This is a genomic window from Pseudobacteroides sp. (assembly GCF_036567765.1).
Classification (GTDB): domain Bacteria; phylum Bacillota; class Clostridia; order Acetivibrionales; family DSM-2933; genus Pseudobacteroides.
The window spans coordinates 22,518-38,418 of the sequence record NZ_DATCTU010000074.1 but is presented as its reverse complement, the minus strand read 5'-3'; the positions used below and the strand labels follow the sequence as shown (position 1 = coordinate 38,418).

Here is a 15,901-nt window from a genome sequence, read left to right as displayed (position 1 = left end):
TATGAGCAATGCAGTAATAGGTTACGGCACTACGCTGTCAAGAAACGGAAACGTAGTGGCTGAGTTAACAAGCATTGACGGATATGATTTGCAAAGGGAAATGGTTGACGTTACCACCTTGCAATCCGCAAGCAACCACGAAGAGGTTTTGCCAGGACTTATAAGGACGGGAGAAATTCCGTTTGAAGGTTATTTTTACCCTGGAGACACTAACGGTCAAGTCGGGCTTCAAAGCGATTTGATCAATGGAACGCTGCAAAATTTTGCAATAGCATTCCCAAGTACGACAGGCACATCCTTGACGTTTTCGGGGTATGTTAAACAGTTTAAAATCGGCAAAGCTGAGCCTAACGGGGCTATACCATTCAGTGGAGCAATAAAAATCTCCGGGGTGCCCACACTTGGAATAACACTTTCTAACAACATAACAGGCATGACGCTTTCTGGTTCTGGCACCTGGTACCCTGCCTTTGCAGCTGCTACAAGCGGGGTTGATAAGCCATATGTATATACAGTTTTAACAGGAGTTTCAACGGTCACAGTAACCCCGACATTCGCAGCGGGTATATGCACAATTACAGCACCTAACGGGCAAAGTCAAACAGTTGCTTCTGGTGTTGCATCTGGGGCTATTACTTTGGGAGCTGCTGGCAGCGTCACAACAATTGATGTAACGGTCAAGGAAACTGGAAAATCACCAAAGACATACAGAATTAACGTTGCTAGGGCATAAGGAGGATTGATTGACAATGGCGGTACCTTTTAAAATTATACAGCTTGATAGACCAAGGAAAATTAAATTTACCATCAATGCTTTGATTTTAGCAGAAACGTTGTGTGGAAAACCTGGTGGCCAAATAGTTATGGATTTATCTCAAACCAACTACGAAACAGCTGCAAAATGCTTGTTTGCCGGGTTAAAACACGAAGATAAAGACCTGACTTTTGAAAAGACAAAAGAATTAATTGATGAACATATCGACAACATGTTTAATTTTGTCCAGATTGTTTCTAGTGCTTTTTCAGCCGCTAACGGGATTGAGATTGACATTAATGAGACGCTTGAAACTACAGCGGTCAAAGCGGAAGAAACCAGCCCAAACATATAGAGGCCGATTGGCTAAAGAATTTAATAGAGACATACGAAAAAATAGCTGTCGGCCAGCTAAATATGACCTATGAACAGTTTTTGGACTGCACACCAATGGAACTTAACATAAAAGTCGAAGCACATATCCAAAAACTCAAAACCGAAAGTCAACAACCAATAGTAAACGCCTGGTGGACAGGTAACATGGTTCGGATAGGAATTGGCTGTTTGTTTGATTCGAAAGTAAATTATCCAGACTTACAAGATTTACTTGAGCCTAAAAAGTCAGAACCTATGACAGCAGAGCAAATGGAGGCACAAGTGCGGTGCATTGCCGCCGCATTTGGTGCTCAAGAAATAATAATCGATGAGGGCGAGGTGGAAACATGCCCATAATAATGCAAGTAAAAACGGAAGGCGTTGAAAGTCTAATTAAAGATATTAGGTTGATGAAAAACAATGGAGAAAGCTCTATCAACGATGTTGTCCTTGCAGCTGCTAACTTTACGGCTCCGCTGCTGAAAGAAGTTATTCCACGAAGCAACGACGACAAGCACGTTAGAGATAAAATAAACGTCAATCTTGGAAAAAAGAAAAACAAAAATGTTGCTTCTGCGTCTGTTGTTATAGGCGGCGAAATAGACGGTTATGACAATGCATTTCATTGGGAAACAGGTACAAAGAACGCCTCTGGAAGTAAAAAAATTCGCAGAAAATTTGATAAAAGCAAAAATAGGATCATTGACCATATGCAAGTTGCTTTTGTGAGTAAGGCAGGTGGTAGTTAATGGCTGGCGGTGTAGTTAGAACGATAGTAACCCGTTTTGTTGCAGATATATCGCAATGGTCGCAGCAAATGAACCAAGTTAACTCCACTATGGCAAGAGTCAGGCAAAAAATGACCGCTGTTGGTGCAGGAATGACCGCGGCTATCACATTGCCACTAGTTGCCGTTGGTGGTGCATTTACAAAAATGGCTATGGATGCAGTGGAGTCCGAAAGCTTATTTGGTGTAGCAATGGGCAAAATGACCAACCAAGCAAGGTCTTGGAGCGAATCATTAAGCGATGCTTTTGGAATTAATGCTTATAATATTCGCAGAAACATAGCAGGTTTTCAGATGCTTGCCACATCAATGGGTGTGCCTGTAAAAGCGGCTTTTGATATGAACAGGGCTTTGGTTGAACGTGCTTATGACCTTGCCTCAGCTTATAATCAAACAAATGAGCAAGTAATGCAAGACCTCAACGCAATTTATTCGGGTGAATCTGAGCCGTTGAAAAAATATGGTGCGGTATTGACTGAAACAGTGCTGAAAAGCTATGCAATGCGAAATGGGCTTATTAAACAAGGCGAGGCTATGAGCGAACAGCAAAAAATACTGGTCCGATATCTTGCATTTATGGAAATGACAAAGCTTGCACACGGCGATTTAGCCAGGACCATAGACAGCCCATCAAACAAACTTAAAAGATTGAAAGAACAAATGTCTGAGCTGGGCATTGAAATAGGCCAAAAGCTCATCCCTGTTGTATCTAAGCTAATGGGTTATGCAAATAACCTCCTTGACGGATGGAATAAGCTAAACCCAGCTACGCAGGACACCATATTAGCAATATTAGGGCTAACCGCTGCAGTAGGTCCGTTGGTTCTGGCGATAGGTGCAGCAACTACAGCATTGTCGTTTATGATGGCTAATCCTGTTGTGGCTGCAATAGCTGGTATAGCTGCATTAGTTGGCACGGTTGCAATTGCTACAAATGGTTTTGGATTATTTGAGCAATCGCAGAAAAAAGCTCAAGATCGGCTTATACAAACCACTGCAGAAATGATAAGGCAGAAAAAAGCTGCTAATGACCTAGGAAGTGCTGTCTTGGCTGTGAGTTATATTGAGGCTAAACAAGCAAAAGAGAGATACAACAACGAGCTTATGAAAGAAGCTTTGGTATACGAATCAATCATGGCAAAACGAAGTGAGCTTGAGAGGCGAAACCAAAGCAAATTGTTTAAGCCCGGCACCTCAATGCAGCCTGAAATAGACGCAGTACAAAAGCAACTTGAGGGGTCCATGAAAAAAATGGAGGAATCCCGGAAGAAGATGTCTCAAGCTCAAACTATAATGGATGAGTGGAGCAAGGTTCAGACTCCAAAGCTTAATACCCCAAGTACCGTTAACGACCTTAAAAACGAGTTTAAATCTCTTGGCACTGCTGGGACTGAGGCATACGATAAGATCACAGACAAGATAAGAGACTTTATTGACGCTGTACGTTCACAGGCCCGTGAGTTCTCAAATTTTGTAGGTATTTTCGAGAAAGCAACCCAAGACCAACCAATTAACATGGAACGATGGATAAACCGTTTAAAAGGGCAATTAAACGCTATTAAGACCTATCAAACATCGTTAGCAACTTTGCAGGCTAAAGCAAATCAGGGATTGATTAGTCAGCAATTGTATAATGACCTTGCAGCTTTAGGACCGTCAGCAGCTAAACAACTACAGGTTGTTGCAAAAGCATCTAATAAACAGTTGCAGCAGGTTAACAGCTTGTTTGGTCAAAAGTCTAATATAGCATCAAGTTTGGCGTATGACAGCGTAAGGCGTGATATGGCAACTCAGGCCAATGTAGTACAGATCGTTAATAACTTTAATGGTGGGGCGAAAGATGAAGATATTGTTAAATTAAGTGATAAACTGACGGATTTAGTCATTAAAAAGCTTAAAAGAAAAGGATTGGATTTAGGCTGAACTTAAACATTCAGCCTATTAATTTACTCTTTTATAACGCCTCTTGCAATCAGTTCGTTCCAAATGGCTTTGTTGTTTTCTTCAATAACTTTTAAACAGATATTAACTGCATGACTTGTTGATATTGCGATGGATGCACCTATTGCCTCAATTGGCTGAAGTTTACCAGCTTCAATAAGTTCTTTTTCAGTTACACCCCCAATTTCAGATACAACTTTTTGTTTGAGTTCCTCAATATCAATGTTAAACATTTTTTATTCCTCCTTTTTTGTCACTATTGTATATTATTTCTAAAAGTTATACAATAAAAGTATAAAACAGATTAAATCAGGAGGGGTTAATTATGAAAAAGTTTATAACTGGCTTTATCGCTTGTTTTGTACTTATGACGGGAATCGCTTATGCTGCAAATACTTATCAGACAGCAAAATATAAAATATTGATCAATGGCACGGAATACAAGGGCACTGACAAAGCCATTGTTGTAGACAGTCGCACATACTTACCGCTTAGAGCAATAGGCGAAATATTGGGTGCAAGCGTTGATTGGAACGAAGTACAAAAACAAGTTGAAATTACTGGCGGCGTAAGCATTGATATTGTTGAAGATGTACCACCAACCCCCACGCCAACACCCGTAAGCACACCAAACCCAAATGTCCAGGTCGGGAAGAATGAGTTTATTGCACATGACAACATGCAAAAACGAGACGTTTTTAAAGTCAGTGTGTTGGGTAAAGTTGCAGACGGCGAAACGGTTTCGGGTATCAAGTACGAGATATGGAAGTTCCGCTTTGAAAACATTGATAAGCATGAGCAGTATATTTTACCAAGTCAGCTAGGTTGGAATAGAGGGGCGATATTAACAAGCGTTGCCGCACCTGATGGATATGAGCTTATACAGCAAAAGAAATTAAAACCCGGCGAAGTTTGGGAGGGCGTTGCTGTATTAAAAATTAATTCGGATGCTGATAAATTATACTTTTTCTATGAAAATGGGAAGGTGCAATATCAGGAATAAAACTTTATAGGCATTAAACACCGTCTTTAAACAGGCGGTGTTTTTATTTTGCTAAAAAAGGAGTTTCATATGGGATTTCAAGTATTAATTCAAGGCTATGTTGATAATAAACTTGCTGAGTCAGGCACTGATGCTACAACTATTAAACTAACCAATCACAATCTGCAGACTGGCGACATGATAGTAAACAGGACTTTAAGATTTACAAACAATAACGATCCTTGTAGTCGCATTATAACCCGTGTAGATGCAAACACATTTACTATCCCTCTGGCTATCACAGACCAAGCCGAAGGCAATCAAATTCGCTTATTTAAATTTATAGACAAAACGGAATTTATTAAACAAGGCAGTTTAGAGGTATCTGACAGAATGGATCGTCGCAATGATTGCCGCTTTAAGATGATTGTTGAAGAGGATGCACAATTGCCAAATTGCGGTCAAAATGTCAAGGTGCTTTATGATAATCAACTAATATTCGGCGGTGCTATAAAACAGATCAACAAAAGGAGAATAAGCGGCGGTAATAGCCTTAAACTTACGGCTGATGTAATCGTCGAAGGGTACAACCATATTCCAAGCCGACGTACTATTATGGCCAACTGGTCCAGTCCGATATACAGCAAAGATATTATAAAGTCCATTATTGACAATTATCTCGTCGAGGAAGGTATTACCTACACTTATTCAGAGTTTGGCAACGGATACTTATGGGATGAATATCCGGCAGATGTGCCAAGCAATGCTATATCTATAGCTCAAATCCTCAAGGATATGGTCGATGCATCTGGATATAAGTGTTACATTGATAACAATAGAAAACTGCATTTTAAGCAAGAGGACACAGTTGTTAATGCTCCTTTTGGACTTGTAACCGGAGAAGCTTATATGTACGCCTATAGAGTCCGAGAAATTGAACTTGAAGAGAACCAAATTAACTATCGCAACAAAGTCTTTTTCCGCGGTGGTGCTGATGATTTTGGCGATAAAATAGTTACTTGGGGCGAAAACCTTCAGGCGATTAAGGATTGTCAGGATGTTGAAGGCGGATCGGGTGTGTATGGTTGCATTGTAGAGGATAGCGAGGTAGACAACACAGTTGAAAAGACTGCTGGCAGTACTACCACTACAACTAATATTAATATAACAAATCATGGTTTAAGTAACGGGGATATGATTGTTAATACATCAAGAAACAATGCAAAAAGGCTTGTTACTGTAGTTGACAACAATAATTTTACAGTATCAGCAATTACAGACCAAGCACCAGGCGACACGATTGTATATTATCCAGACGCAAACAAACTGGTTAGGAATAACATAAAACGATATGGGCTTGTTACTCCAAAGGAAATTTCTTTCGAGACACAAAGCATGGATTTCAGAGCCGGACAAAAGTTAAAGGTGCAACTTACTGAGTTTGGAATGACAGCCCCTGAATATTTCTTGGTCGAAGAAGTAAGATTTGTGCATGTAAGCGGGGATGTTGCAAAAAGCATTATAAAAGCAACTTCCCGTGCAGAGTCAGACTTCTCAACCCAATATTCTGAAAATGCCTATGACGCCTACGCCTCATTTGTTGGTGGTGGTGGTGGAGGCGGTACAGTAATAAATAAGGCTGGTGTCAATGTAGCAGTAAGCCCAACACCCCCAACAAGCCCACAGCAAAATGATTTATGGCTCAATACTACCGTTGGAGTAATTGACAAGACAGCTAGCGGAACACTAACAGCATTGGAAGCGGATAGTATAGTCCAGTTATTTAATGCCATTACAATAACACTGCCGACTCCTACATCGGATTTAAAATACCGCACATTTACATTTAAAAGCCGAGACACAAATACAAAGACTATTGTTGGGCCAATCGATAACGTAGCAAGTTATACTTTAGCTGGTAACAATAAAGCCCTAAACGTATATTGTGACGGGTTGGGCTGGTATATTTGGGGCGTGGTAACATGATTAATAAAGATAAGATTTTGCACTTTGCAGATGGTGGGTTTAAAAAAAGCAAGCTATACTATTGTAATTTTAAAGATGCATACCCATATCGAATAAGATTTACGGCCTATGGGGCATTAAATCCTGGCCCAGCTGTAGCCGAATATACTTATGGGTTTGAAGAGCTTCCACCACCATTGCATATAATTTGCGAAATGCGGTGGAGTGCTGCATATAACAGATATTCGGCCTTTTGGTTAGTGTCAGCCGATACAAGTTTTACTACCATATTGACCAGACGTGCATCAACGTTCGGAACAGTAGTAGAAACCAAAGAAAACATATCATCGACTTCGGGAGGCTCTACCTTTGCCAACAGCGTATACATGGAAGCAAATTTTCAAACATACGATTATTACACTGGTGAACCGTTGCCTGTAAATAGTGACGGCAATTGGGATAAACCTAGTGTATATGTTGGCACTGCTACTCAGTTGAATTATCCTGCTGGCTTGCCTCCGCTTCCTGCAGATGTGCAAAAGTATATATTAATATTTAGCCTTCCTGGTGGCGAAACAAAAATTGAGTCGCTTGAGAAGAAAGGATTTACATATACTGCGTCACCGCCAGGATATTCAAGTGTTGTTTCCCCTGATTTTCAATTAAATCATTCTTACATGCTTAACAATGGTGCTTGGGAGGTGGTATCACAACAAAATATTAATGCTATATCCATTAGTGCATCAGCTGAAACCTTCGATCAAGTATTATGGTGCAATCATGACATAATGTACGATGTAGGAGGGTTGTACAGGTCTAGCGACGCAATATATGGACAATGGATATAGACAAAATAAAATATTTTTGGTATCCTTATATACGCAAAGCGGCTTCTTTTGTTAGGGGTGGCCACCTCTTCTTAAGTGACGGCTTTGCCCAAAGCTTGCCGCCTTGCATAAACAAATTGGGCAGCCCGTGGGCAGGGTGTATAAATACATACACCTGAGTATTAAGGATCTTGGATTTATCCAGGGTCCTTTTTATTTTATCTTCATAGGGTAGTGGCTAAAGGAAGGTGTATGTATGGATAACTTAGAGAGATTGATCGAAGCAACTCACGAATTAGCCATAACAGTAGAAAAAAGCAACAAAAGACTATTTGTCATACTAATGGTTTTAATTCTTTCTTTTGCTGTTTCTGTTAGTTTGTTTTTTGCTTTTTACTTCAACTACAGTTGGCAACAAAGCCAAACAGTCAAAAACGGCGAAATTACCCAACAAATAAAGACGGGAGGGAACTGATAATGTTAAACCCATTTAACCTAATAAACACGGTCAAAAACTTTATAGGGACCATTTTTAGCACTCCGCCTCCACCGCCTCCGCCTCCAAAAGTGGCAAGTAACGATAAAAAGAAAGAAGGTGCGAAAGATGGGAGAGTGTCCAAAGCATGAGGCACATGAGGCCGAAATTAACACCATGAAGGACGACATAAAAGATATTTTTAAACGATTGATAGAGGTTGAAAAATATAGAAGTCAATCTGCAGCAGAAAGCACATCCAGAGACGAAGCTATCAGGGACATTAAAGCAGATATTAAAGATATTAAGACAGACATTAAGAACAACCAAACAACTCTATTAGCTCAAATTGAAAACCTTAAAAGCAAGCCTGGAGAAAGATGGAACGATTTAACAAAGTTTATAATGGGAGCTATTGTAACGCTGTTATTAGCAGGAATAGCCAAATGGTTAGGAGCGTGATCCGTTATGCAAGTCATAACCCCAAAATTTAATTGGCAATCCCCCCTGGTACCTTTGAATCTTTCGAAGGTGCTTTTTGTTGTGCTGCATCATCCTGCAGCCTTTACCGCAACACCTGAGCAGATCCACCAATGGCACCAGGCTAACGGCTGGAATGGCATCGGCTACAATGAGTACATCAGGAAAGACGGTACCGTCGTTATCTGCAGAGGCGACCATATCGGGGCCCAGTGTGAAAATATGAACAGCAAGAGTTATGGCATATGTTGCGAAGGCAATTATGACATTGAAACCAAGATGCCTGAGGCTCAATTTAATAGTCTGGTTGAAAGGCTAAAGTACCATAAGACTAGATTCAAAAACTTAAGAGAGATTGGGCCACACAAGCGATTTGGCAACACTGCTTGCCCTGGGAAGTACTTTCCGCTGCAGCAGGTGCTTGCGGCTCTGGAAAAGGATAATGAATTTGAAAATGCTCTTAAGACATGGCAAAGTAAGGGCGATATGGCCAGCCCAGATTATTGGGCAAAGAACGCCGTTAAAGGCGGCTTGTGCAAAGGTGAATTTGTAAGGCAATTAATTATTAACGCTGCGAAGCAGTAGGAAAGGATAGGTGTTTTATATGGCTAATCAACAGCAATCAAGATGGAGAAGCAAAGCTGCATGGGTATCAACTATTACATTAATCGTTTTTGTGCTTAAGACATATTTTAAAGTTGAAGTGCCAAAGGTTGATGAATTAATCGACTTGGTATTATTGGCCGCAACTGCCTGGGGTGTATTCAACAATCCTACAAATAAAAAAGGTTTCTAAGTAATAAAAAGCCCTTGGGCTATCCCCTTGGGCTTTTCGTGTTTTTATTTAGATTATATTAATGTGAAGGCTTTTTTATATTATTTCTTTGCTATATAATGTAAGTAAATTAACTTATAGGGGGGTTTTATAATGAGAAAAATGTTTATAAGTCTTGGTTGCATCATGTTTGTGATATGTGCTGTATTAATTTATTTTGGATATGACAAAATTGAACATTATAGCAATTCAACTTTTGCGGATTATTCAACAAACGCCTATGTTGGCGGCGATGCATATAATTATATAATAAACAGCAATTATGCAACAGGCTTCTTTATTCTTGCTACTTTATTTGGAATTATGGGTATGGGGTTTTTAATTATAGGTCATCTGCATGATATGCAGGAAACCAATGAAATTAACAGGCAATTGAATCAAAAGCAGATTGAGTTAATGAAAAATCAAATGAAAAATGCAGAAAAATCTTAAGTGGTACTTAAGTGGTACAACTAATTTTTGCAAATCATGTATCGCTACAGTATCAACATATACAAGGTGTTTAAATTAATCCATGGTAAGGATGAGGTCACCAGTTCGATTCTGGTTAAGGGCTTATAAATTGAAGCCTTGAAACTACTGATTATAAGCAGTTTCAAGGTTTTTTGTTTTATTTCCCAAGCTTGAATTTTATGAATTCTGGCTTGAAAAATGAAAAATGAAAAACCGTCTAAAATCAACTAGATTTATTGTAAATGATAAAGTTCTTTTTCTTTGTCCAGAAAATTCAAGAACTATTCACCTATGATTTTTACAAGAACCCGTTTTTCACGCTTGCCGTCATATTCCCCATAAAATATCTGTTCCCATGTTCCAAAATCCAACTTTCCTTTGGTAATGGCGGCAACAACCTCTCGGCCCATAATCTGACGCTTTAGATGAGCATCAGCGTTATCTTCATAACCATTATGATTGTATTGGCTATGAGGCTTTTCAGGTGCCAAATTCTCGAGCCACTTTTCAAAGTCCTTATGGAGTCCAGCTTCATCATCATTTACAAAAACACTTGCAGTAATATTCATTGCATTTACCAATACAAGACCTTCCTTTATACCGCTTTCATTAATGCATTGTTGTACTTGAGAAGTTATATTCACATATGCTCTTCTCTCAGGGATATTGAAATACAATTCCTTACGGTATGAGTTCATTTTTCGGTACCATCCTTTGTAAATTTTGCTTTTACAATATATAACATGAATTTATTATATCAGATACTACCGATACTTATAAAGAGGAACAGATGTAACTCAAAAGTTTACAAATAGCTAATATTAAAATTCATAGCAATTTTTACTATGTCGCTTATATTAATGACATTATCACCATTTAAGTCACAGATTGGATTATACTCAGGGTCCTCTGGAGCGGTGTTAAATGCTTTGGCAACGATGATTACATCCAACATGTTAACAGTTAGATCATTGTTTAAATCACCTAAAATCTTAGGAATTGCTAACTTTAAATTCTTTTTTTTGATAAGTGTGCCGTTTTCATCAAATATTTTTATTTCATAAATATCAGAAGCTTTTGTATTAATGTTAATAAGGGTTTGACCGTCAACATCTAGAGCATATGAAGCGTTTCCTATTTCCGAGGTTCCAATTAAAGGTGTTCCATTAATACTTGCGTTTATAATTAGAGTTGCATCTTCACCTTTTTGTATTTCTTCAGGACTTATACTAACTTCTGTGTTGAGAAATGAATACATGGAAGGAATAATTATATTTTTGTTTCCAATACCAACTATTGATCCATCCTCTAATATTACATATGTAGTATCACTACTTGCATCAATTTTAACAACATCTTTCAGTCCGCCAGGTATATTACACTGGCCGTCACCATTATAACCCCAGGAAACAACAGTACCGTCTTCCTTTAGTGCCACTGAATGCCTCTCTCCTGCTGCAATAGCCTTTACATTTTTCAAACCTTCGGGAATATCGCACTGGCCATAATTGTTTAATCCCCAGGCAATAACAGTACCATCTTCTTTTAACGCTGCAGCATGCATGTCTCCGGCCACAATAGCTTTTACATTAGTAAGACCTGCTGGAATATTACATTGACCATTTTTGTTATTGCCCCAGACGGCTACAGTGCCATCTTCTTTTAGTGCTATCGTAAATCCATCCCCGGCAGCAGCTTTTACATTTATAAGATCTGCTGGAATATTGCACTGACCATAATTGTTATTACCCCATGCAGCAATAGTCCCATCTTCTTTTAATACCACTGTATAGCAATTTCCGGCAGCAATAGCTTTTATATTTGTTACGCCTGTTGGTATATAACATTGTCCATAACTATTATTGCCCCAAGCAACAACAGAGCCGTCTTCTTTTAATGCTACAGTATGGTTGTATCCTGCAGCAATAGCTTTTACATTCGTCAGCTCCGATGGAATTTTGCACTGGTCGGCATCGTTCCTACCCCAAGCAACAACAGTACCATCTTCCTTTAATGCTACAGTATGGCTGTACCCAGCAGCAATAGCTTTAACATTTGTCAATTCTTCCGGCATAATGCATTGCCCATAATTGTTATCACGCCAAGCAGCAACGTTACCGTTTTCCATTATAGCTACTGTAAAACTCTATTTCCTGCAGCAACGGCTTTAAATTTGACCACACTATTTATTGATATATCACCCTGTGCAAAGCCCATGGGTTGTGTATGTGTGGCAATCAGCAAAATAAGCATTAAAAATGCAATAAACTTGTTTTTCAATTGTACTCCCCCCAAAATAATATAAAATATATTAATAATATAATAATTATACATTATTTGGTAAAAGATTTATATATTTTGTAACTTGAGTAACTTGAATTTTGTTCTTTTCCCGGTTTAGGGTTATCACTTTCAGATATATTTCCCAATACTCCTTTTGATAACTCATTAACCTGTACTCTCTTGGCATCTTCGATTGAAAAACTGTTCGCAAAATTTTTATTGATGTTTTACCATACGTATATCAATATAGGCGAATACTTTAGGTTTAATATCTATATTTTCATTATTTATAATACTGGTAAAGTTTAGGATATAAGCCGCAACAGCAAATAAAATAAAACAGCAAATAAAATAACAATGCATGCGGTAGTTAATCCCATTTTAAAACTTAAAGGTCTATTTTTTATTATATCCGTTTCTGTAAATTCAATTTTCCTTCCGACATAATATGTAGGGCTTCTTTTTATATAATAAGATTGGAAGTCTCTAGTAATCACGATTGCTTTACCTTTTGCCAAACATACAATCATACCATTGTATTCCATTTACATTCACCTCTTAATATGAGCAAAATTGATCTCAAATATAATTTTTAATTCTTCTTTTTAGTTTTTCTAATAATTCGAATGATTTTGTACTTTTAAGTCCACAATTTGAAGTTAACTTCTGAATTTTATAAAAATAATTAAGATGATTTAACTTAAGAAAACTACCTCAGGAATAAGCTAAAAAAGCAAGATATTATTTGTGCAACAATCCAATAGCTGCTTTTTTGCATAATTTGAAAAAGCCGTTATGACACAGTATTTTATACTGTACCATAACGGCTTTCTAATGTCTGAGTTCAATAACTTTTAAACTATGTAGGCATCATAGTTTCTATGCCTTTTTTATCCAATCATTTCAATCTTATGAACTTGATTTTTCCAGCCTCAATATCGCCTTTGCTTATGGCAAGAGACTCCATATCTTGTTTTTCTTTAATACCAAGTTCTTTACATGCTGCATCTATAACTTCTGGAGAATTATGTGTAGGTATAACTATACTTGGTTTAAATTGTTTAAGTACTGTAATACACTTTTCGGTGGATGTGCCATAACTGGGTGAATCTGTAAATATCATAAAGGCAATATCTATCTGCCCTAATTTTTCCAACTGTTCATCAGTAAGCTTATCCTGGCCTAAATCACCCATATGAGCTATACGTAATCCATCTACTTCGTATACATATATGGCATTAGAAGGATACTCCTTATTGATATCACCTGAAAAATGGGAAGCAGCAATACCTGTAACATTGATATCATCTACAGTAAAGCTTTCCTCCTTCATCATGGACTGCCTGCAATCATTTTGGATATAGTCATAGTCCATATGATCTGGGTGATCATGGGTTATTGTAATGATAGAAGGCTTGATTCCTGCCACTTCTGGTGTAAGCATATAGGGATCAAGAACAGCAGCAGTACCCTTTTTTGATGCTATAAGATAGGAGGTATTGCTTCCTTCCTTGTCAGTCGTAGCACTTTTTATAAGCACTTTTCCAGTATCGTTCTTATAAACGGAATTCTTCACCTTCTCAGCTGTTACTGCCACAGTACTGGTATTGTTTTCTGTAGTAGCAGGTTTTGTTGGTGTATCCTTTACATTAGCTTCCTTAATTCCTCCACAACCCTGTAAAGATAGACATATGACCAAACTTAGTATTAGAGTCAATAATATCATTCTACTTTTTCTCATAGGGGTGACCCTCCTTTTTTGTTTTATTGAGTATATTTTACTATTTTGTAAACTAATTCACAATTGTTTGTTTACGCATCTATATTTAATTCTCCTTTATGGGAACATTTTTACAACATATAACTTCTCCAACCACCTTTTATTATTTATACATAAAGAAGCATATGCCGATAAAGTGCGTTAGTGCACCGAAAAATACGAATAAATGCCAGACCATGTGATGGTATTTGAAACCCTTGCGGGCGTAGATAGCGGCTCCGGCAGAATACAGTGCTCCCCCTGCAAGAATAAGCCAAAAAAGCGGAGGATTGGCTTTTTGGAAGAACAGCGGCATAAAAATAATAAGTGTCCAACCCATAATAAGGTATATAGTAAGTGAGAATTTAGGCATTGAATTTTTTGAAATGGACTTGTAAAGTATGCCGAATAAAACCATAGCCCATTGTATGGAAAGTATAACAGCAGCTTGCCACCCACCAATTACAGAAATTGCTATGGGGGTATATGTGCCTGCTATTGCTACATAAATAAATATATGATCAAATATTCTCATTACTTTTTTATGCCTAGTCTCATGTTCCATAATGTGGTAAAGTGTTGACATCAGGAACATAAAAAATATTGACACACAAAAAATAGTAACGCCAATTACATCATATATTGAGTCGCCTTTGGTGTATGCTACGATTGATACCCATGGCATGGAAAACAGTACGAGCAATGATGATACACCGTGGGTTACAGCATTTGCGACTTCTTCTCCAAAAGTGAGTTTGATCGGTAATTTTGACAATTGATTATTCTCCTTTTAAAAATAATTCTTGCTCAAATGAAACATTTCTCTGGGAATATTGCAATACTTTGATTACATTCTTATTATTCTATTTTGCTATATAATTATTGACCAAAACATCAATAACAAAGAATTTGTCCTGAGCCTGTTTTCTTTTTCCTTCAGCCTGCTTGTCAGTAAGCAGGTAATAACCGTTTGGTTCATATTCTGAATCGTTCCATGTTACGTCTATGAGCTTCCATACACCGTTGACCTTTACCTTATTCCATGCATGAATGAATTTATCCTGCTTTCCTGCCTTCAGTGCGTTTAATGCATCGTAGTCATACTTGCCTGATTTCACCATATAGTCATTGATAGCTTTTACTTTTTGCTCGTCGTTCATGCCAGTCTTGATAATACGGCCCACAACGCTGTCAACTTCTTTGGCAACTGCCTTTTGAACTTTTCTGATTTCTTCCTTGGAGGAGATTTTGTATTTAACTTTAAGTATTTTATTTCTATCAAGGTAATCAAAATCTTTTACGCCCATTATATAGGGGTTCTGGTATAATGCTTCATATGCAGCGTCATATAGGTCAACACCTTTTTGACTACCATCCATATATTTACTTACATCTATATATTCATTACCTTCGATCATGTTGGCAGCAAGATATTCCGTGAAAGTATTGGTAGCAGAGACTTTGTATGGAACATCAGGTGCTGTCTTGCTAATGTTTAGTTTACTAATGTCATACTTTTCAGTACTGTATTTAAAGGCTATTTTATCCTCACCTGTCTTGACCTGTGATTCTTTAATTCTATCGACAATTCGTAATACTTCTTTTTTATATGTCTTATTGTCGAACTTCTCAATTCTATATTCACCGTTGAGCAGTGTACCCTCTATAACATAGGGAATATTACACACATCAAATTTAAAATTTCATCACTATCAATGAAGGATAATGCTGACATGGAATCAATAGATTCAGCAATAACTCCAAAATATTTTTTAGGTATTTTCTGAAGGTCAGCTTCATCTAAGTAGTATTCACTGTGCATATCATCTTCCGAATATCTATAATTTCTAAAAGCCGTGTTCTGACTATAGACTTTACCCGATGACAGATCTTCCTGTAAATACTTATCCTGTTCAGATGTTGTCCATTCAGTTTTGGTCGTTTTAACTATAATATGTAACCAAGGGCTGCCTTCCTCCATAGAA

22 protein-coding genes are annotated in these 15,901 nt (G+C 37.8%); 13 read left to right on the top strand and 9 right to left on the bottom strand.

Translation table 11 applies throughout. The annotated features are described in order from the left end of the window. Nucleotide 1: 1 nt before the first annotated feature. From VIO64_RS10680 to VIO64_RS10660, 5 genes are all read left to right on the top strand, one after another. Nucleotides 2-733, top strand: a complete 732-nt coding sequence (locus tag VIO64_RS10680) for a phage tail tube protein (RefSeq protein WP_331917955.1) — start codon at nt 2-4, stop codon at nt 731-733. Nucleotides 734-743: 10 nt separating this feature from the next. Beyond that, nucleotides 744-1,109 (top strand): hypothetical protein, encoded by a 366-nt coding sequence (locus VIO64_RS10675; protein ID WP_331917953.1) that lies wholly within the window; start codon nt 744-746, stop codon nt 1,107-1,109. Nucleotides 1,110-1,294: 185 nt separating this feature from the next. Next, nucleotides 1,295-1,486, top strand: coding sequence for a hypothetical protein (locus tag VIO64_RS10670; RefSeq protein ID WP_331917951.1), 192 nt, complete (start codon nt 1,295-1,297; stop codon nt 1,484-1,486). Beyond that, nucleotides 1,477-1,878, top strand: a complete 402-nt coding sequence (locus tag VIO64_RS10665; protein ID WP_331917949.1) for a hypothetical protein — start codon at nt 1,477-1,479, stop codon at nt 1,876-1,878. The genes VIO64_RS10670 and VIO64_RS10665 overlap by 10 nt, the downstream gene beginning before the upstream one ends. Further along, entirely contained in the window at nt 1,878-3,839 is a 1,962-nt protein-coding gene (locus VIO64_RS10660; protein ID WP_331917947.1) for a hypothetical protein, read from the top strand. The genes VIO64_RS10665 and VIO64_RS10660 overlap by 1 nt, the downstream gene beginning before the upstream one ends. A gap of 23 nt (nt 3,840-3,862) precedes the next feature. On the opposite strand, the gene VIO64_RS10655 is transcribed toward VIO64_RS10660, so the two are convergent. Further along, nucleotides 3,863-4,090, bottom strand: a complete 228-nt coding sequence (locus tag VIO64_RS10655; RefSeq protein WP_331917945.1) for a hypothetical protein — start codon at nt 4,088-4,090, stop codon at nt 3,863-3,865. A gap of 92 nt (nt 4,091-4,182) precedes the next feature. Here VIO64_RS10655 and VIO64_RS10650 point away from each other — a divergent pair, with 92 nt between their 5' ends. The 8 genes from VIO64_RS10650 to VIO64_RS10615 all read left to right on the top strand — a co-directional run bounded on the left by VIO64_RS10650 (nt 4,183) and on the right by VIO64_RS10615 (nt 9,853). Next, nucleotides 4,183-4,860 carry a stalk domain-containing protein gene (locus VIO64_RS10650; protein WP_331917943.1) on the top strand — a complete coding sequence of 226 codons (678 nt, stop codon included), beginning with the start codon at nt 4,183-4,185 and terminating at the stop codon, nt 4,858-4,860. 69 nt (nt 4,861-4,929) lie between these two features. Further along, nucleotides 4,930-6,825: a hypothetical protein gene (locus tag VIO64_RS10645; protein WP_331917941.1), complete on the top strand. Its 1,896-nt coding sequence runs from the start codon at nt 4,930-4,932 to the stop codon at nt 6,823-6,825. Then, nucleotides 6,822-7,652 carry a hypothetical protein gene (locus VIO64_RS10640; RefSeq protein ID WP_331917940.1) on the top strand — a complete coding sequence of 277 codons (831 nt, stop codon included), beginning with the start codon at nt 6,822-6,824 and terminating at the stop codon, nt 7,650-7,652. Before VIO64_RS10645 ends, VIO64_RS10640 begins: the two co-directional genes overlap by 4 nt. 235 nt (nt 7,653-7,887) lie before the next feature. Continuing rightward, the gene (locus VIO64_RS10635) at nt 7,888-8,106 is read left to right on the top strand and encodes a hypothetical protein (RefSeq protein ID WP_331917938.1); all 219 of its coding nucleotides are present in this window, start codon (nt 7,888-7,890) and stop codon (nt 8,104-8,106) included. 129 nt (nt 8,107-8,235) lie between these two features. After that, nucleotides 8,236-8,568, top strand: a complete 333-nt coding sequence (locus tag VIO64_RS10630; protein WP_331917936.1) for a hypothetical protein — start codon at nt 8,236-8,238, stop codon at nt 8,566-8,568. Nucleotides 8,569-8,574: 6 nt separating this feature from the next. Then, a complete protein-coding gene (locus VIO64_RS10625; RefSeq protein ID WP_331917934.1) occupies nt 8,575-9,171 on the top strand; it encodes a peptidoglycan recognition family protein in 597 nt (198 codons plus the stop codon). 19 nt (nt 9,172-9,190) lie between these two features. After that, entirely contained in the window at nt 9,191-9,382 is a 192-nt protein-coding gene (locus tag VIO64_RS10620; protein ID WP_331917932.1) for a holin, read from the top strand. 132 nt (nt 9,383-9,514) lie between these two features. Next, nucleotides 9,515-9,853 carry a hypothetical protein gene (locus VIO64_RS10615; RefSeq protein WP_331917930.1) on the top strand — a complete coding sequence of 113 codons (339 nt, stop codon included), beginning with the start codon at nt 9,515-9,517 and terminating at the stop codon, nt 9,851-9,853. A gap of 302 nt (nt 9,854-10,155) precedes the next feature. On the opposite strand, the gene VIO64_RS10610 is transcribed toward VIO64_RS10615, so the two are convergent. From VIO64_RS10610 to VIO64_RS10580, 8 genes are all read right to left on the bottom strand, one after another. Then, nucleotides 10,156-10,572, bottom strand: coding sequence for a secondary thiamine-phosphate synthase enzyme YjbQ (locus VIO64_RS10610; RefSeq protein ID WP_331917928.1), 417 nt, complete (start codon nt 10,570-10,572; stop codon nt 10,156-10,158). Between the two features lie 107 nt (nt 10,573-10,679). Next, nucleotides 10,680-12,002 (bottom strand): dockerin type I domain-containing protein, encoded by a 1,323-nt coding sequence (locus tag VIO64_RS10605; RefSeq protein WP_331917926.1) that lies wholly within the window; start codon nt 12,000-12,002, stop codon nt 10,680-10,682. A 5-nt stretch (nt 12,003-12,007) separates the two neighbouring features. Further along, a complete protein-coding gene (locus VIO64_RS10600; protein ID WP_331917924.1) occupies nt 12,008-12,154 on the bottom strand; it encodes a hypothetical protein in 147 nt (48 codons plus the stop codon). Nucleotides 12,155-12,462: 308 nt separating this feature from the next. Next, nucleotides 12,463-12,687, bottom strand: coding sequence for an anti-sigma factor domain-containing protein (locus VIO64_RS23085; RefSeq protein ID WP_414705266.1), 225 nt, complete (start codon nt 12,685-12,687; stop codon nt 12,463-12,465). Nucleotides 12,688-13,055: 368 nt separating this feature from the next. Continuing rightward, entirely contained in the window at nt 13,056-13,898 is an 843-nt protein-coding gene (locus VIO64_RS10595) for an MBL fold metallo-hydrolase (protein ID WP_331917922.1), read from the bottom strand. Nucleotides 13,899-14,040: 142 nt separating this feature from the next. Next, the gene (gene trhA / locus VIO64_RS10590; RefSeq protein ID WP_331917920.1) at nt 14,041-14,691 is read right to left on the bottom strand and encodes a PAQR family membrane homeostasis protein TrhA; all 651 of its coding nucleotides are present in this window, start codon (nt 14,689-14,691) and stop codon (nt 14,041-14,043) included. Between the two features lie 88 nt (nt 14,692-14,779). After that, nucleotides 14,780-15,604 carry a hypothetical protein gene (locus VIO64_RS10585; RefSeq protein ID WP_331917918.1) on the bottom strand — a complete coding sequence of 275 codons (825 nt, stop codon included), beginning with the start codon at nt 15,602-15,604 and terminating at the stop codon, nt 14,780-14,782. Then, on the bottom strand, nt 15,580-15,897 hold the full coding sequence (locus tag VIO64_RS10580) for a hypothetical protein (protein ID WP_331917916.1): 318 nt from the start codon (nt 15,895-15,897) through the stop codon (nt 15,580-15,582). The genes VIO64_RS10585 and VIO64_RS10580 overlap by 25 nt, the downstream gene beginning before the upstream one ends. Nucleotides 15,898-15,901: the final 4 nt, after the last annotated feature.